At 53.5% G+C, this 17,150-nt stretch carries 13 protein-coding genes; 4 read left to right on the top strand and 9 right to left on the bottom strand.

All coding sequences use genetic code 11. From position 1 onward, the window contains the following. Window position 1 precedes the first annotated feature (1 nt). On the bottom strand, window positions 2-673 hold the full coding sequence (locus tag D3A97_RS05200) for a FadR/GntR family transcriptional regulator (protein WP_119078437.1): 672 nt from the start codon (window positions 671-673) through the stop codon (window positions 2-4). Window positions 674-819: 146 nt separating this feature from the next. Here D3A97_RS05200 and D3A97_RS05195 point away from each other — a divergent pair, with 146 nt between their 5' ends. After that, a complete protein-coding gene (locus D3A97_RS05195; RefSeq protein WP_119077343.1) occupies window positions 820-1,104 on the top strand; it encodes a hypothetical protein in 285 nt (94 codons plus the stop codon). Window positions 1,105-1,268: 164 nt separating this feature from the next. Beyond that, window positions 1,269-2,102, top strand: coding sequence for an ion transporter (locus D3A97_RS05190; protein ID WP_119077342.1), 834 nt, complete (start codon window positions 1,269-1,271; stop codon window positions 2,100-2,102). Between the two features lie 215 nt (window positions 2,103-2,317). Here the strand turns inward: D3A97_RS05190 and D3A97_RS05185 are convergent, their stop codons facing one another. Beyond that, window positions 2,318-3,064: an SDR family oxidoreductase gene (locus D3A97_RS05185; RefSeq protein ID WP_119077341.1), complete on the bottom strand. Its 747-nt coding sequence runs from the start codon at window positions 3,062-3,064 to the stop codon at window positions 2,318-2,320. Between the two features lie 173 nt (window positions 3,065-3,237). Here D3A97_RS05185 and D3A97_RS05180 point away from each other — a divergent pair, with 173 nt between their 5' ends. Then, complete coding sequence (locus D3A97_RS05180) at window positions 3,238-4,785, top strand: FAD-dependent oxidoreductase (RefSeq protein WP_119077340.1); 1,548 nt, start codon at window positions 3,238-3,240, stop codon at window positions 4,783-4,785. 73 nt (window positions 4,786-4,858) lie between these two features. Here the strand turns inward: D3A97_RS05180 and D3A97_RS05175 are convergent, their stop codons facing one another. From D3A97_RS05175 to D3A97_RS05160, 4 genes are all read right to left on the bottom strand, one after another. Continuing rightward, complete coding sequence (locus D3A97_RS05175) at window positions 4,859-5,107, bottom strand: hypothetical protein (RefSeq protein ID WP_157986362.1); 249 nt, start codon at window positions 5,105-5,107, stop codon at window positions 4,859-4,861. Between the two features lie 84 nt (window positions 5,108-5,191). Next, window positions 5,192-6,439 (bottom strand): sensor histidine kinase, encoded by a 1,248-nt coding sequence (locus D3A97_RS05170; RefSeq protein WP_232825852.1) that lies wholly within the window; start codon window positions 6,437-6,439, stop codon window positions 5,192-5,194. A 13-nt stretch (window positions 6,440-6,452) separates the two neighbouring features. After that, a complete protein-coding gene (locus tag D3A97_RS05165) occupies window positions 6,453-12,485 on the bottom strand; it encodes a HAMP domain-containing protein (RefSeq protein WP_119077338.1) in 6,033 nt (2,010 codons plus the stop codon). 215 nt (window positions 12,486-12,700) lie between these two features. Further along, window positions 12,701-13,198, bottom strand: a complete 498-nt coding sequence (locus D3A97_RS05160) for a CinA family protein (RefSeq protein WP_119077337.1) — start codon at window positions 13,196-13,198, stop codon at window positions 12,701-12,703. Here D3A97_RS05160 and D3A97_RS25280 point away from each other — a divergent pair. Beyond that, the gene (locus D3A97_RS25280) at window positions 13,183-13,470 is read left to right on the top strand and encodes a KTSC domain-containing protein (RefSeq protein WP_317126357.1); all 288 of its coding nucleotides are present in this window, start codon (window positions 13,183-13,185) and stop codon (window positions 13,468-13,470) included. The genes D3A97_RS05160 and D3A97_RS25280 overlap by 16 nt on opposite strands. On the opposite strand, the gene egtD is transcribed toward D3A97_RS25280, so the two are convergent. The 3 genes from egtD to D3A97_RS05140 are packed head-to-tail and all read right to left on the bottom strand — an operon-like array spanning window position 13,424 to window position 17,120. Further along, the gene (gene egtD, locus D3A97_RS05150; protein ID WP_232825851.1) at window positions 13,424-14,407 is read right to left on the bottom strand and encodes an L-histidine N(alpha)-methyltransferase; all 984 of its coding nucleotides are present in this window, start codon (window positions 14,405-14,407) and stop codon (window positions 13,424-13,426) included. The genes D3A97_RS25280 and egtD overlap by 47 nt on opposite strands. Window positions 14,408-14,430: 23 nt before the next feature. Then, entirely contained in the window at window positions 14,431-15,576 is a 1,146-nt protein-coding gene (gene egtB / locus D3A97_RS05145) for an ergothioneine biosynthesis protein EgtB (protein ID WP_119077334.1), read from the bottom strand. After that, a complete protein-coding gene (locus D3A97_RS05140) occupies window positions 15,573-17,120 on the bottom strand; it encodes an ABC transporter permease/substrate-binding protein (RefSeq protein WP_119077333.1) in 1,548 nt (515 codons plus the stop codon). The genes egtB and D3A97_RS05140 overlap by 4 nt, the downstream gene beginning before the upstream one ends. Window positions 17,121-17,150 lie beyond the last annotated feature (30 nt).

Here is a 17,150-nt window from a genome sequence, read left to right as displayed (position 1 = left end):
GTTATTTCACGCTGCTGCTGATGCGGGAGGCCCAGACCAGCGCCTGCGCGGAGTCTTTGTCTATAATACTTTCCAGCAGCGCCTTGTGCAGGTGCTGCGTTTCCAGAAATGTGACTGTATCTGTAAATCTGTCTTTGAACGATTGTATCAGATGGGTGGCAATTGTCTTGTACAGGTCCACCATAATTTCATTGCCGGAGGCCATGGCTATGGCGGTGTGAAAATCAACGTCCGCCCGCCGGCAGGCTTCCACATCGTTGGCCCTGGCCGCATCGTACCTTTTTTTGAGAAAAGCTTTCATGCGGGCTATATCTTCTTTAGTACGGTGCATGGCGGCTTTTTCCGCAATTTTCACCTCCAGCAGCAAACGCACCTCATTCAGGTCCTGGAAATGGGCGCGGTTGAACCGCTGCGCCAGGGGCTCTGCCAGCGCCTGTTGTGATATTACAAAGGTGCCGAGGCCCTGTTGCACCCTTACCAGCCCTGCATTCACCATCTGCCGCACCGCCTCACGGATGGTGGAGCGGCCCACGCCAAACTGTTGCATCAGCTCGGGCTCCGTGGGCAGGCGCTGCCCTACGGTGTAAACACCGGTACTGATCAGCTGACGCAGTTGGGCGGCCACTTCGTCCGCCAGGTTCCTGCGCTGCAGCGGTTGATAATTAGTCATCATATCATCTGATGTTTGCAAAGGTAATACAAAGTTCATAATGCGGAATACATTTTTTTAACAAAGGAACGGCGTGAAAAGCTGGCCCAAAAACCATCATAAACCATTAAATTTGTAGTCCTTTGTTGTCTATAAAAAAATGTTGTCCAATGGCATTACCTAAATTCATGATTGCAGATGACCCGGTAACGGATCCGGATAATGAATACATCTTCCATACGGAGAAGCCCAGGTTTTTTGCCAAACGGGTGGAGGAAGATGAGGAAGTAGCCTACATTGATATTGTAGAGGAAATTGATAACGTGGAAGAGTATTTCCATGGCGAGCCTGAAAAAAAGCAGGAGCTGCTGGATGAGCTGGAAGACTGGTATTACTCTTACATGGAGTGGCTGGAAGAAGATGAAGATGATGAGGATGACGATGACGAGGATTAAAACCTTTTTCCCCTGTTATACCGTATGCGGCCAATGTTTCCCCGGGCCTGGGCTTAACGGCGGTATGACCGGCGTTATGGCAGCGGCGGCGCCTGTTTGCGTAACCGGGCGCGTGCCTGTTGAAGCCACCCGGCGCCGGTACCGGCGCTCTCTAACATCTTCTTATGAACCCGGAAACAGACAATAGCAAGGGATTGCGCCCCTGGCAGGTGCAGTTGCATGAACTGATCTACGAGTCCGAAAAGCCTGCCGGCAAGGCATTTGACGTGGCGCTGCTGGCCTGCATATTAGCCAGCATTGTAGTAGTGATGCTGGATAGCGTGGCTACCCTGCATGCGCGGTACGGCGGGTTTTTCTACGCGCTGGAATGGACTTTTACCGGTATTTTCACCCTGGAGTATATTTTACGCCTTATTTGCATCCGCAGGCCCCTGCGGTATACGTTCAGCTTCCTGGGCATTATAGACCTGCTGGCCATTGTACCCACCTACCTGAGCATTTTGTTTGTAGGCGCCCAATCCCTGATGGTGCTGCGCGCTTTGCGACTGTTGCGCATTTTCAGGATATTCCGCCTGGTTCATTTCATTTCTGAAATGCGTTTTCTTACCGTGGCCATTCTCAACAGCCTGCGGAAGATCAGTATTTTTATCTTGTTTGTGCTTACAGTGGTGGTGATACTCGGGTCTGTGATTTACCTGGTGGAAGATGAGAGCAGCGGGTTTACCAGCATCCCGCAGTCAGTATACTGGGCTATTGTAACCATTACCACCGTGGGGTATGGGGATGTGGCGCCGGCTACCACCGTTGGCAAGCTGATAGCGAGCTTCATTATGCTGCTGGGATACGGAATTATTGCCGTGCCTACCGGCATTGTGACCACGGAAATGGCCCTGGCGGCCCGCAACAGAACGCAGTCACAACAGGCCTGCCCGTCTTGCGGCAAAGAAGGCCATGACCAGGACGCGCGGTTCTGCAAATACTGCGGGCACCAATTGTAAGCGTGCCGCTAGTTGCACTGCCCCAGCGCAAAATAGATGATCACGAAAACCAGCACAGTACCCAAACATCCGCCCCCGAGTTTCTTGGCGCCATAACCGGCAATAACGGCCCTCCAGAATTTATTCATATGCCCGGTAGTTTTGTTTCTTTAATGTAACACTTTTTCCCCGTTTTTTACTGTCTGGTGCATCTGCATGTCTTGGGCGTTGTTTTTTCATATGCTTTGTAAATGCGGCCTGATGTGTATTTCTACAAGATCACATCTTTTGGGCTGGGTCAATACGTAGTATACGCAGGTTGCAATGTCTTCCGCCTTCAGCATTTTCATCTTTTCTTCCAGCACCCGCTGCTCTTCCGGAGATTGCGGCTGCATGTCCGTGCCCACGGCGCCCGGCTCTATGAGGGTCACTTTAATGCCCCAGGGGTTCACCTCCTTGCGCAGCGATTCCGAAAGCCCTTTGATAGCGCTTTTGGTGGCCACATACAGTGAACTGTCTTTTTCCTTTGTTTCCGCGCTCATAGAACCAATGTTGATAATGTGCCCGCTGCTGTTAGGCCGCATGCGCTTGATGGCCGCTGCCGCGCAGGCCACGTAACCCAGCAGGTTGGTGTGGATGATGTACTGCCACTCGCTGTAATGGCCGTCCATAATACCCGAATAGCCCAGCGCGGCATTGTTGATGAGCACGTCCAGCTCGCCAAGGGCCTCATCCACCTTCTCAAAAACATACGCTATATCACTTTCGCGGGACACATCTGCCGTAACACCGGTGATGTTCGCTTCCAGACCGGCTTTTTGCGCGTCCTGCAACGTATCGTTCAATTCATTCTCATGCCGGCCAAAGATGAGCACTTTGGCGCCGTGAGATGCCAGCAGCAGCGCGGTAGCGCGCCCTATGCCGGTAGTGCCGCCGGTAATGAGCACCTTTTTGTTTTGCAGGTTTTGTGGTGTGTTTTCCATGATCAAATATTTTTAGTGTTCTTTTTCTGACCAGGTGAGGGTGATCTTGTGGTGCTGCCGGTGTTTAACGCAATGATCCACAGTTGATTCATTAAAAATGGTGCCACACAAGCCATAGCTGTTTTACATGGCATATGATTTGGACTTTTTACCCTAAAACGAAACACCCATTTATGAATACAAGAGACGGACGTTGCGTGAGCCTTTGGCAGGGCAGCTGCAACATATACCAGGCAAGGCCTGCGGTGCAGGAGAATAATTTTTATGATGTGATCATCGTAGGTGGCGGCATCACCGGCGTAAGCACCGCCCTGCAACTGCAGGAAGCGGGGAAACGCTGCCTGCTGCTGGAAGCCAATCACCTCGGCTTTGGTACAACCGGCGGCACCACGGCCCACATCAACACCCTGCTGGATACGCCGTACACTATTATCGAAAAGAACTTCGGCCACAACAACATGATGCGGGTGGCGCAAGCCGTAAAAGACGGGCTGCTGCACATCAAACGCAACATAGATCATTATGCTGTTGATTGTGGCTTTTCGGAGGCAGCTGCGTATTTATTTGCACAAGATGAGGATCAGGACAAGAAATTGCAGCAAATAGCCGCTGCTACGGCTGATGCAGGCGTACATGTGTACAGGGCGGAGAAGATACCGGTGCCGGTTCCGTTCACCAGCGCCATTCGCGCGGAAGGGCAGGCAAAATTTCACCCGCTGGAATATGTATTTGCCCTGGCCAGGGCCTTTGAGCATATTGGCGGTACCATTATACAACGGTGCAGGGTAACAGGTGTAGAAAATAACGACCGGGTGGAAGTGGAAACCAGTGGTGGCCATTTTATGGCAAAAGACCTGGTGTATGCCACGCATATTCCGCCCGGCGTTAACCTCCTGCATCTCCGCTGCATCCCTTACCGCAGCTATGCAATGGCCGTGTTGCTGGAAAATGACGGGTACCCTTCAGACCTTGCGTACGATATGGCGGACCCCTATAATTATTACCGCACCCAGGAAGTAGACGGCCAGCCCTATTTTATTGCCGGCGGCAAAGACCACAAAACCGGCGAGTCAGCCAATACGGAAGCCTGTTTTGCGCAGCTGGAGAGCCACCTGCGGCAATACTTTCCCGTTCGGGAAGTGGCATACAAATGGTCTTCCCAGTATTTTGAACCGGCAGACGGGCTGCCTTATATCGGTCATCTGCCCGGGCAACCGGAACATATCTATGTAGCCTGCGGTTATGGCGGTAACGGTATGATATACAGCAGCGTGGCAGCCACGCTTATTACCAAACAAATACTGGAAGAGGCCAGTTCTTACGCCGCGCTCTTCGATCCCAACCGCATTAAGCCGGTAGCGGGCTTTAAGAATTTTATCACCCACAATGCGGATGTAGTACGGCAGTTTGCCGGTAAGCTGCTCTCCGGCCCAAAGCTGGAACAGCTGGCAGACCTGGCGCCGGATGAGGGGCGGCTTGTTGCGTACGAAGGCAAAAAACTGGCGGTATATAAAGATGAGGCCGGGCAGCTGCACGCCGTAAGCCCCCATTGTACGCACCTGCAGTGCGATGTAAAATGGAACAGCGCAGAGCAGTCATGGGATTGCCCCTGCCACGGCAGCCGCTTTGACGCGGACGGATACGTGCTCACCGGGCCGGCAGACCGGGACCTCGAAAGAGTGGGCCTGGGCGTGATGACGGCAAAGTCATTGCAGCACTAAAGCGGCAGTTGGTTTATCCTGTTTTTAGCAAAAAAGAAAACGATGGGGTGAAAGTAGTGCTCAAGTAGTGGCATCAGTAAGCCACACTGTCTAAAAAGATACGTATGCAGGGTACATCAAAGGAAGGAAGATAAAACCAGTCTTTTCTTACAAGCCGGTTGCTGACTTTCTCGAACAAGCTGAACCCGTACGTACGGGCGCCGTGCCGGTGGGTGGCTATTTTACGTAATTGCCGGAAGATAGATTCGCCCTGCTGGACGGTGTCATAGTCGATGTAACACATCGGGCCATCTGGAGTGTTGAAAATGAGCCTCGATTCCATAATGTCAGGTTTTTCATTAAAAATCCGGAAGGAGAAGAAAGGTAGCACATTTGCAGCACTCCGCCCAAACATTAACAATTGTGCCTAGAACGCTTGCAGGTCTTTCAACTGCTGTTTTTCCGGGATGCCGATAATAAAAGTAGTGCCCCGGTCTACTTCACTGGTGGCGCTGATGGAGCCGTTGTGATGTTCCATGATCTTTTTGCAGATGGAAAGACCTATGCCCGTGCCTTCTATTTCCTGGTAGCTATGCAACCGTTTGAACACGGCAAAAATATCTTCCAGGTAACGGTTGTCTATACCAATGCCATTATCTGTTACAAAGATCTGGTACGTGGCAATGCCCGCGTCTTCCAGCGCCTGCCGGCGGGCATAGATATGCACCACCGGCGGCTCCTGCTTTTTCCGGAATTTGATGGCATTGCTTAACAGGTTATTGAATACCTGCCGCATCATGGTGGGTATTACGGGTATGCAGGGCAGCGGGTCTACCTGTATGCTGGCCTGGGTTTGCTGTATGTTGATTTCCAGCTCGGACACCGCTTCTTTCACGATCTCGTTCAGGTCTGCTTCCACAAAATCCCAGCCCTGCGCGGAATGGCGGGAGAAGCGCAGCAGGTCGTCTACCAGTTGCTGCATACGGTGGGCCGCCTCGGCTATTTTGGCGGTGTATTTTTCGAGGTCTGCGTTGTTGTCTGTTTTTGACCGGATCATGTCTGTGAACACCCTTATTTTCCGGAGCGGTTCCTGCAGGTCATGAGAGGCTACATATGCAAAGCGGTCCAGCTCTTCGTTCACTTTTTTAAGGTGGGTATTGCTGCGGTGAAGCTGGCGGTTCAGTTCCCTGATCTTCAGGGCAGACGCCTCTTTTTCCGCTATTTCCCGCTGCAGTTGCGCGTTCGCTTCCAGCAGGCTTTTCTCCTGTTCCTGCAGGGAATGGGTTTTCCTGTACAGCTCCACGAAGAGGCCAACCTTGATGCGCAGCAGCTGGGGGTTAACAGGCTTGTGAATAAAATCTACCGCGCCCACATGGTAACCTTTGTAAACGGCTTCTTCTTCATGCGTGTGGGCGGTAATGAAAATGATGGGAATGTTTTTCAGCTTCTCCCGCTGGTATATAAAGGAGGCCGTTTCAAAGCCGTTCATGTCCGGCATCTGTACGTCCATCAGTATCAGGGAAAAATCTGTTTCCTGCAAAAGCACTTTCAGGGCGGCACGCCCCGAATTGGCCTGTACAATCATATACTGCTCTTTCTCCAGGATAGTTTCAATGGAAAGAAGATTGTCTTGCCGGTCATCTACGACCAATATTTTCACAGGGTGTTTATTCACAGCGTTGCATTTATTATCTGTATAGCCAGACGCGCATCAACGATAACAACTGGTCTATTTTCAGAGGTTTTGTAATATAGTCTGAAGCGCCGGCCTCCAGGCATTTTTCCCTGTCTCCCTTCATGGCCTTGGCTGTTACCGCAATTATCGGCAAGGCATTGTTCTTATGCTCCCGCCGTATTTTCTGCATGGTCTCGTAGCCATCCATTTCAGGCATCATAATGTCCATGAGCACAATATCTACGTGATTGGTGTCTTCCAGTATGTGCATGGCCTCTTTGCCGCTTTCCGCTGTAATGGTATTGATATGGAACCTTTCGAAAGCGGTGGTGAGAGCAAACAGGTTACGCACGTCATCGTCTACCACCAATACGGTTTTATGGCTCAGGATATCTTTTTTGGAGCGCAGGTCTTCTATCAGCTTTCTTTTCTCCTCGGGCAGGGCATAGTGGTTGATATGCAGTTGCATCACGGTCTCTTCCAGCAGCAGGTCAAGGGAATTAACGTCTTTCAGCAATATTTTATTGGCATATTTTTTCAGTTTGGCTTTTTCCGTTTTGCTGAAATCTTTGGCGGAATAAACGATCAGCGGGGTAGATGGCTGGCGGTGGGCGGACTGTATGCCGGCCAGGAGGTCTGACCCTTCCATGTCTGGCAGCATGTAGTCTGCAATAATGCAATCATAAACGGTGTTTTCCAGCTGTTCCAGCGCCAGTTGCCCGTTCTGGGCAAAATCCAGCACTATCAGGCCATTGCTGTCCAGCAGGCGGGCTATCCGGGATGCGTCTGGCTGGTTGTCTTCCACCAGCAGCACCCGCTTCTGTTTTTGCCCGGCCTGTTGCACAATGGTCTGGAACAGCACGGTGAGGGCTTCGGCTTTCAGCGGTTTCAGGCTGAAGCTGCGGGCGCCCCGCTGTATGGCCAGCAACCTGTTCTCTTCGCCAGATATGAGGTGAATGGGAATGTGGCGCAGGTTCACGTCGTTCTTGAAAAGGTCCAGTATCCGCCAGCCGCTGGCATCGGGCAGTTTTACGTCTAGCGTAACGGCTATGGGGTTGTATTTGTTGGTGAGGTTGAACACTTCTCCGAAACTGATGGCCACCACTACCTTCAGGCCCAGTTCATGCGCCTTGTCCTGCATAATGCGGGCAAAACGCACATCGTCTTCAATGATCAATACCACCTGGTCTGTTTCATTGATGATGTTGCGGTCATCGCCTATGTCATTGATGATCTCGTTGAGATTGTCCAGGTCTTTTGTTTCCGGGGCTTTGGCAGGCTCAAAAGCATGCGGCAGGGCGCGGGGTTTTTCAGGTTGCGTTACATCCGGGCTGAACTGCAGCGGCAGGTACAAGGTGAAAATACTGCCAAGGCCGGCTTCGCTTTCCAGCTCTATGGAGCCGCCCAGGAGATCTGCCAGGCCGCGGCTGATGGAGAGGCCCAGCCCGGTGCCGCCGTATTTGCGGCTGGTAGAGCCTTCTGCCTGCTGGAACGCTTCAAAGATAATGTTCTGTTTGTCTTTCGAGATACCGATGCCGGTATCCCGTATCTCGAAGGCCACCACCTGGTCTGCGAGGTCAAGGTTGGCGTTTTGTGTTTTCCATTGATGGTCTGCCAGGTATACCCGCATCCTCACTTCGCCTTTTTCCGTGAACTTGAAGGCGTTGCTCAGCAGGTTTTTCAGGATCTGGTGGAGGCGCTGTACGTCTGTTTCCAGCGTTTGCGGCAGCTTTTCGTCTATTTCCACGCTGAAGCGGAGGTTCTTGCTTTCGGAAATATGTTTGAAGGTGGTTTCCACAAAGGAGGTCACTTCCTGCAGATGTACCTTGATGAAATCTGTTGAGATGTAGCCGGACTCTATCTTCGAAAGGTCCAGTATGTCATTGATCAGCTGAATGAGGTCATCTCCGCAGCTGTGAATGGTTTTGGCGTACCGCACCTGTTTTTCGTTGAGGTTGCCGTAATGGTTCTCATACAGCTGTTGCGCCAGTATCAGCAGGGAGTTGAGCGGCGTGCGCAACTCATGAGACATGTTGGCCAGAAATTCCGATTTGTATTTGGACGTAAGCTGCAGCTGTTCCGCTTTTTCTTCCAGTGACCGGCGGGCCTCCTCCACTTCGCGGTTCTTTTCTTCTACTTCGTTTTTCTGTTTTACGAGCAAATGGGCTTTGTCCTGCAGCTCTTCGTTGGCCTTGCGCAGCTCGTCTGCCAGGGACTGGGACTGGGCCAGCAGGTCTTCTGTTCTGGTGTTGGCCTCAATGGTGTTGAGCACAATGCCGATGCTTTCCGTAAGCTGGCTGAGAAAGTCGAGGTGCGTTTGGCTGAAGGTATCAAAAGCGGCCAGTTCTATCACGGCCTTTATTTCCGTTTCAAACAGCACGGGCAGCACAATAAGGTTGAGCGGCGGGGCGGCGCCCAGGCCGGAAGATATGCTGATATAGTCTCGCGGCACGTTGGTAAGCAGAATACGCTCTTTATCTACTGCGCACTGGCCTACCAGGCCCTGACCCAGCGCAAACTCCCGGGCAATGTGAGACTCTTCGCCGTAGGCGTAGGAAGCCAGCAGTTTCAGCTTGGGGTTGGTGGCATCTTCGTTCTGCTTCAGCACGTAAAACATGCCTTTTTGCGCATTTACCACGCGGGCCAGCTCCGAGAGAATGCGGTTGGTCACCGTATGCAGGTCTTTCTGGCCCTGCAGCATCTGGGTAAAGGTGGCCAGGTTAGACTTGAGCCAGTCCTGCTCCTGGTTGCGCAGCGTGGTCTGTTTCAGGTTGGTGATCATCTGGTTGATGGTGTCTTTCAACTGCTCCACCTCACCTTTTGCCTCCACGCGTATCATTTGCGTCAGGTCCCCTTTTGTAACGGCGGAAGCCACTGCGGAAATAGCGCGCACTTGGGTAGTGAGGTTTTCTGCCAGCTGGTTCACGTTTTCCGTCAGGTTTTTCCAGATGCCGGAGGCGCCCGGTACGCTAGACTGGCCGCCCAGCCTGCCTTCTACGCCTACTTCCCTGGCTACGGTAGTTACCTGGTCCGCAAACACGGCCAGGGTGTCTATCATTTCGTTGATGGTCTCAGTGAGCTGGGCTACCTCCCCGCGAGACACCACGGAGAGTTTCTGTTTCAGGTTGCCGGTGGCTACGGCGGTTACCACCTTGGCAATGCCGCGCACCTGGTTGGTGAGGTTGGAGGCCATCATGTTCACGGAGTCTGTCAGGTCTTTCCAGGTGCCGCCTACGCCAGGCACTTCCGCCTGGCCGCCCAGCTTTCCCTCTGTGCCCACTTCGCGGGCCACGCGGGTCACTTCGAACGCAAAGGAGTTGAGCTGGTCTACCATGGTATTGATGGTATTCTTCAGGTCCAGTATTTCGCCCTTTACATCTATGGTCACTTTTTTGGAAAGGTCTCCGGAGGCCACGGCTTTGGTTACTTCCGCAATGTTGCGCACCTGTGCGGTAAGGTTGCCGGTCATGTTATTCACGGAGTCTGTCAGGTCTTTCCAGGTACCGGCCACGCCGGGTACAAAGGCCTGCCCGCCCAGTTTGCCGTCTGTACCCACCTCGCGGGCCACACGTGTTACCTCGGAGGCAAACGCGCGGAGCTGGTCTACCATGGTATTGAGGGTTTCCTTGAGCTGGAGAATTTCCCCCCGCACGTCTACCGTAATTTTCCGGCTCATATCACCGTTGGCCACGGCAATGGCCACATCCGCAATGTTGCGCACCTGCGCGGTGAGGTTGCCGGCCATCTGGTTCACGGAATCTGTCAGGTCTTTCCAGGTGCCGCCTACGCCGGGTACGTTAGCCTGCCCGCCCAGCTTGCCATCTGTGCCTACTTCGCGGGCCACGCGGGTCACTTCGGAGGCAAAGGAGCGGAGTTGCTCCACCATGGTGTTGATGGTATTTTTCAGCTCCGCTATTTCGCCTTTCACGTCTACTTCAATTTTGCGGGACAGGTCTCCGTTGGCCACGGCGGTAGTTACCTCCGCAATATTGCGCACCTGCGAGGTGAGGTTGGAGGCCATGATGTTCACGGAGTCTGTAAGATCTTTCCAGAGACCTTCCACGCCTGGTACGCGGGCCTGCCCGCCCAGCTTTCCTTCCGAGCCTACTTCCAGCGCCACACGGGTTACTTCGGAGCCGAAGGCGTTGAGCTGGTCTACCATGGTGTTGATGGTATTCTTCAATTCGGCAATTTCGCCGGCCACGTCTACGGTGATCTTTTTGGAGAGGTCACCGTTGGCCACGGCGGTGGTCACTTCCGCAATGTTGCGCACCTGGCCGGTGAGGTTGGAAGCCATCTGGTTCACGGATTCCGTGAGGTCTTTCCAGGTGCCGCCCACGCCCTGCACCTTGGCCTGTCCGCCCAGCTTTCCTTCCGTACCTACTTCCAGCGCCACGCGGGTTACTTCGGAAGCGAAGGAGTTGAGCTGGTCTACCATGGTGTTGATGGTTTTCTTCAGCTCTGCGATTTCGCCGGCCACATCTACGGTAATTTTTTTGGAGAGGTCTCCCTTGGCCACGGCGGTAGTTACCTCCGCAATGTTACGCACCTGGTTGGTGAGGTTGGAAGCCATCTGGTTCACGGATTCAGTGAGGTCTTTCCAGGTACCGTCCACGCCCTGCACCTTGGCCTGTCCGCCCAGCTTTCCTTCCGTACCTACTTCCAGCGCCACGCGGGTCACTTCGGAGGCAAAGGAGTTGAGCTGGTCTACCATGGTGTTGATAGTGTCTTTCAGCTCCAGTATTTCGCCTTTCACATCTACCGTGATCTTTTTGGAGAGGTCCCCTTTAGCTACCGCCGTTGTTACATCTGCAATGTTGCGTACCTGTGCGGTGAGGTTGCCGGCCATCTGGTTCACAGATTCCGTGAGGTCTTTCCACACGCCGCCTACGCCTTTTACGGTAGCCTGTCCGCCCAGCTTGCCTTCCGAGCCTACTTCGCGGGCCACGCGGGTTACTTCGGCGGAGAAGGAGTTAAGCTGGTCCACCATGGTATTGATGGTATTTTTCAGCTCCTGTATTTCGCCCTTTACATCTACGGTAATTTTCCGGGAAAGGTCGCCGCGGGCCACTGCGGTAGTTACTTCAGCAATATTGCGCACCTGGCCGGTAAGGTTGGAGGCCATCTGGTTCACAGAGTCTGTCAGGTCTTTCCAGGTGCCGGCCACGCCCATTACTTCCGCCTGTCCGCCCAGCTTGCCATCTGTACCTACTTCGCGGGCTACGCGGGTTACTTCAGAAGAGAAAGAGTTGAGCTGGTCTACCATGGTATTGATGGTATCTTTCAGCTCCAGTATTTCGCCCTTCACGTCTACCGTGATCTTTTTGGAGAGGTCTCCTTTGGCCACAGCCGTTGTTACTTCCGCAATGTTGCGCACCTGGGCGGTAAGGTTGCCGGCCATGAGGTTTACGGAGTCTGTGAGGTCTTTCCATACCCCGGCAACGTCTTTCACGGTGGCTTGCCCGCCCAGCTTCCCTTCAGAGCCTACTTCGCGGGCCACGCGGGTTACCTCCATGGAGAAGGAATTGAGCTGCTTTACCATGCCGTTCACTTCCGTGGCAATGCGGGCAAATTCTCCCTGTAGTTCGTGGCCTTCCAGTTGTAGCGGCATTTCAGTAGAGAGGTTGCCCTTGGCCACAGAGCTGATCACGTGGGCAATTTCCCGGGTAGGGTGTACCAGATCAGAAATAAGGGTATTGATGGAGCCTACGGCCGTGTTCCAGGAGCCGCGGGCGGTACGCGGCAGCGCCACACGGTGGTTCAGTTTGCCCTGGCGGCCAATGGTGTTGCGGGCAATGGCCAACTCTTCCACCAGCGTTTCGTTCAGTGAAATAATATCGTTCAGCGTATCGCAGATCTTGCCTGCCAGGCCGGTTTTATCTACCGGCATACGTACGGCAAAGTTCCCGCTCTTCACTTCAGTTATAATTTTCAGTAACTGGCGAACGTCCAGCTCCTCCTGCCCGTTTGTAGAAGAGTGAGGATTTTTTTCTACACTTCGGGCGGTGGCAAGGGTAGATTCCACGGTTTTTTTCCGGGTATTCATATTGACGGATTTCAGTACAGGTGACGCATTAACAAGAAACTATATGCATATTCTTGGTTACACTGATATCAAAACCGGATACTGATTTTGTATCGCTTGTCATATTAACCTGGATCATATGCAATTTTTAGGCCATGGCTCTAAAATGATATTGCCGGCTTCGGCTATCCGGTAAACTGGGAAAACCCGGCAACAGGGCTACGGCGAGGCATATGTTAACTTTCATTGGGGAACCCATGCTCCAGCACATTGTTAAAGGCAGCCAGCAGGTAGTCCGTGTAGTATTTCTGCACATTAATAGCCGGCGCTTCATTGGCTTCCAGTTTCCCTTCCAGCAATATTTCTTCGCGGAAAGCAATGGCATAGCAGGCAAACAGCTGCTGCCCGCTTTCGGGAACGGGCGTGGCGTAGCCGGTGATGGCAATGCCCCAGTCGCTGCGGAAGAGATGCGTTACCGCCCGCGCCATTTCCGCGGCCACCGGGGTATCCACGCAGTTGCACTGCTCCGCATGAACAGGCTCTACGCCCAGGTGCTTATATTTCTGGCCAAGGTTGTAAGCGGTGATGCCGCCCTGGAAAAAGCGGATCGCTTCATCAGCACTAGCCAGCGCCAGTTGCAGGAAACCCGCGGTAACACTTTCCGCAACGGCTATTGTCTGGTTTTTCCGGATCAGTTGTTCCTTGATATGGCTGAGCAATGTTTCGTCAAACATGTGATATAAAAAATAAAATTTGTGCCAGAAAGCATTGGCATTATTTTTTTGCGAAGGTGGGTATGCCTTCTTCTGTAGTACAAAGCATGCGGTACAACCCGGATACCCATACGCTGCGAATCAGGTATGTATCCGGCATTGTGTACGAGTATAAAAACGTGCCGGAGGAGGTATTTGCGGCCATGAAAGCGGCCGGGTCAAAAGGCCGTTTCCTGAATCAGCATATTAAAGGGCATTATGATTTTGTGAAAGTTCCCACAGCACATCCGTAAACCAGCGCTTGTTGTCAAAGAAATGTTGCACCGGCCTGAAGCCAGCCGCGGCAGCCAGTTGCCGCGTTTCATCCACACTGTATTTCTGGGATATTTCCATGAATATGGGCTCATCTTTCCTGAACCGGATGACGTGCTCTCCCAGCAGCACCTCCTGCGCTGTATTGCTGACAAGGTAGCTTTTGCAGGCCCCCGTCAGCGGGTCGTAGGTGGGGAAGTGATGGAACTGGTTGATGTCGAAATCCGCGCCCAGCTCCCGGTTGATGCGGGTAAGCAGGTTGAGGTTAAAATCCCGGGTAACGCCCTGACCGTCGTTATACGCATCCAGTATCATCTGCGGTTGTTTGCGAAGGTCGAAACCGATGAGCAGGAGGTCTCCGGGATTCATCTGTTCCCGGAGGCGGCGGCAGAACTTCACGGCTTCTTCCGGCGTAAAATTACCAATGCTGGCGCCCATGAACATCACTACCTTGCGCCGTGGGGAGAAGTAGGCTGTTGTTTTAAGCATGTCTATATATTCGCCGCAGAGGCCTTGTACCTGCAGGCCCTGCAACCGCGCCGGCAACGCATGCTGCAGCTGGGTGATGATGTTCTCCGAAATGTCAATGGGGAAATACGCTTGCTCCGGGTGGCGGCGGTGCAGCTCTTTCAGCAGGTAGAAAGATTTGGAGGCATCTCCCGGGCCCAGCTCTACCAGGTTGAACGGCGTGGCGCCCAACGCGTCAGCTATGGCCACAGCCTGGGCAGAGAGTATCTCCAGCTCACAGCGGGTAAGGTAATACTCAGGCGTATGCATGATCTGCTGGAACAGGGCATCGCCCGCGGCGTCATAAAAGTATTTGGATTGCAGGTATTTGGGTGTGCCCGTCAATCCCTTCACTACATCTTCATAAAAATGTTGCGTGGCTGTTTGCTGTAATGCTGTGGCTGTTTTCATCATTGCTCCGTTTTGTTTTATGTTTATACCGCAAGCCTTATACCTGTTAACTGCCAGCGAAGGTGAGGGTGAAAAAAATTCCGGTATGTAGGGCGGCTGTGGCCCGGTGAAGTGAATGCGGAGGCGCCCCGCAGCACCTTTTGGTTCACCATGAACTTGCCATTGTATTCGCCCACGGCCCCGGCTACGCGTTGAAAGCCGGGGTAGGGCAGGTAGGCGCTTTCCGTCCATTCCCAGCGGCGGCCCCATTGCAGTTGCGGTGCGGCCGCTTCCCATTCAAATTCCGTAGGCAGCCGGCTTCCTTTCCAGGCGGCGTAAGCTGCTGCTTCGTAAAAACTGATATGTGTTACCGGTTCCTGCAACGCCAGTGGCTGCAAGCCCTGCAAGGTGTAGGTATACCAGCTGCCTTCAATGTGGTACCAGTACAGCGGTGCTGCAATGGCATTGTTCTTTACCCAGTCCCAGCCTTCGGCGTACCAGTGCTCAAATTGCCGGTAACCGCCCTGTTGCACAAAGGCGAGGTATTCTTCATTGCTGACCAGCGATGCGGCGATCTTAAAAGGCTGCAGGTATACCTGGTGGCGGCCCAGCTCATTGTCATAACAAAAGCCATTGCCTGCATAACCTATTTCGCATAGGCCTCCTTCCACGTTGATCCACCCGGGGCGCCCGGCCGGCTCTCTGGCGGGCAGTGCCGTATCATACGCCGGGAAGAGCGGGTTGTGGCCCAGGATGTACTTGATGTCCGTCCATAGCAGCTCCTGGTGCTGCTCTTCGTGGTTGCAGCCCAATACCACCAATGTGCGCACCGCTTCGCTCAGCGGGGCGGCCAGCAATTGCTCCATGGCCTGGTCTACGTGTGCCCGGTACCGGTAGACATCGTTTACCGTAGGGCGGCTGAGGTTGCCGCGTTGTGTGCGTATCACCCTTGCCCCCAGGCTTTCGTAGTAACTGTTGAATACATAGTTGAAATTGCTGTCAAACTCCGTATAGCCGGTGAGGTGAGGTTTCAGTATGAGGGTCTCAAAAAACCAGGTGGTATGGCCCAGGTGCCATTTGGGCGGACTTACGTCCCCAACCGGCTGTACTACGTAGTCTTCCGTGTGCAATGGGCTGCAAATGCGTTCTGTCAGTTTCCTTACGTTCCTGTATTGTTCGGTCAGGCTCATGGTGTGGTGATTTTTGCCAGGTCAGAAATAGTATGCACATGCAGTTCATCCGCTTTTTTACGCTGCATCATCAGCGCGTAGGCATTATTGAAACCGATGGGCCGCAGCCACCGGAGGTTATATTGCTGCATAAATTGTGCCTGTACGTATTGGTATACGCTGTCTTTATGCTGCACAAGACGGGTAATGGCGTCCGCAGGCGGCTGCAGCAGCACCAGCAGGCCGGTGCCGGTGTATTCCGGGTAAAAATCTATCTGGTTATTGGTCAGTGCGTCAAAACATATCTTGGTACCGCCCAGCCCTGTTTTTGAAGAAACGGCCAGGTCTGTATGGCCTTCTATAAGCATCCGGTACATTTCTACCAGAATGTATTGCTCGGTAAAGATCTTGGAGCCTATGCGCACCACGCCTTTATTGCCACGGCGCGGCGGCCGGTAAAGACCTTGTTGCCGGAGGAAGTTTCTGGCCACGTTTTCAGGGCTTTTTTTGAGGAAATCCGCCTGGTAGTTCAGCAGCGTCATTACGGAATCGGAAATGCGGCCTGCCAGCAGGTTGAGCGTGCTTTCCAGCCCGGGGTATTGTTCCAGTATGCCGCTGCGTATGAGCGGGGCGGCGTAGTAGGGCGGGAAAATGGTTTTGTCATCTTCCAGCGTTACCAGGTCAAATGCCTTGATGCGCCCATCTGTACTATAGCCGCTGATCACGTCTAGCTTGCTCTCATGCATGGCCTGGTACATGACCGCATCGTTGATCACTACGTTGCGCATGTTGAGTCCATATACTTTTTTGAGGCCCAGGTAGCCGTCCATCCGCCCCATGAACTCGGGCGTAAAGCCCGCCAGCAGCTTGCCGGCAGAGGAAGTGGCGAGCAGCATGGCCAGGAAAAGCACGGCAATGCCGGCCACTGCGGCCAGCCCCAGGCGCCATTTTAGTCTCTTTTGCAGCCTGCCCAGCAAAAAATCGAACAGGAGCGCCAGCAAGGCGGCGGGAATGGCGCCGGCCAGTATCATATGGGTATTGTTAAGGGCAATGCCGCCGAAAATAAATTCTCCCAGCCCACCCGCCGCAATGTATGCCGCCAGCGTAGCCACGCCCACGTTGATGACCGTGGCCGTTCTGATGCCGGCAATCAGCACGGGCATGGACAGCGGCAGCTCTACCCTGAACAGCACCTGGTTACCGGTCATGCCCATGCCGCGCGCCGCCTCTTTCACGGTAGGGTCTACGCCGTTGATACCGGTATAGGTGTTGCGCACAATAGGCAGCAGGGCATAGAGGAAAAGGGCTACAATGGCCGGTTGGGGGCCAATGCCCAGCAGTGGTATCATAAAACCCAGCAGGGCAATGCTGGGAATGGTTTGCATTACGCCGGCAAAGCCCAGCACAACGCCGGCCAGGCGCGGCCTGCGGGCAATGAGAATGCCCAGCGGCACGCCAAGCGCTATGGCAATGGCCACGGATATCAGTGTGAGGTTGATATGCGTGAGCGTTTGCTGCGCCAGTTTGCCGGATTGCGATTGCAGAAATTCAAAAAATTCGTTCATGGTTGCGGGCCTGCCAGGCAGGGATTGAAA

The organism is Chitinophaga alhagiae (assembly GCF_003568665.1).
GTDB lineage: Bacteria > Bacteroidota > Bacteroidia > Chitinophagales > Chitinophagaceae > Chitinophaga > Chitinophaga alhagiae.
This window is presented reverse-complemented; position numbering and strand designations above follow the sequence as displayed.

Coding starts and splice junctions, on each gene's coding strand:
- D3A97_RS05160 (WP_119077337.1), bottom strand. CDS start 13,198: ATGTTTGACGAAACATTGCTCAGCCATATCAAGGAACAACTGATCCGG.
- D3A97_RS05190 (WP_119077342.1), top strand. CDS start 1,269: ATGAACCCGGAAACAGACAATAGCAAGGGATTGCGCCCCTGGCAGGTG.
- D3A97_RS05185 (WP_119077341.1), bottom strand. CDS start 3,064: ATGGAAAACACACCACAAAACCTGCAAAACAAAAAGGTGCTCATTACC.
- D3A97_RS05200 (WP_119078437.1), bottom strand. CDS start 673: ATGATGACTAATTATCAACCGCTGCAGCGCAGGAACCTGGCGGACGAA.
- D3A97_RS25280 (WP_317126357.1), top strand. CDS start 13,183: ATGTTTCGTCAAACATGTGATATAAAAAATAAAATTTGTGCCAGAAAG.
- D3A97_RS05180 (WP_119077340.1), top strand. CDS start 3,238: ATGAATACAAGAGACGGACGTTGCGTGAGCCTTTGGCAGGGCAGCTGC.
- egtD (WP_232825851.1), bottom strand. CDS start 14,407: ATGAAAACAGCCACAGCATTACAGCAAACAGCCACGCAACATTTTTAT.
- D3A97_RS05140 (WP_119077333.1), bottom strand. CDS start 17,120: ATGAACGAATTTTTTGAATTTCTGCAATCGCAATCCGGCAAACTGGCG.
- D3A97_RS05165 (WP_119077338.1), bottom strand. CDS start 12,485: ATGAATACCCGGAAAAAAACCGTGGAATCTACCCTTGCCACCGCCCGA.
- egtB (WP_119077334.1), bottom strand. CDS start 15,576: ATGAGCCTGACCGAACAATACAGGAACGTAAGGAAACTGACAGAACGC.
- D3A97_RS05195 (WP_119077343.1), top strand. CDS start 820: ATGGCATTACCTAAATTCATGATTGCAGATGACCCGGTAACGGATCCG.
- D3A97_RS05175 (WP_157986362.1), bottom strand. CDS start 5,107: ATGGAATCGAGGCTCATTTTCAACACTCCAGATGGCCCGATGTGTTAC.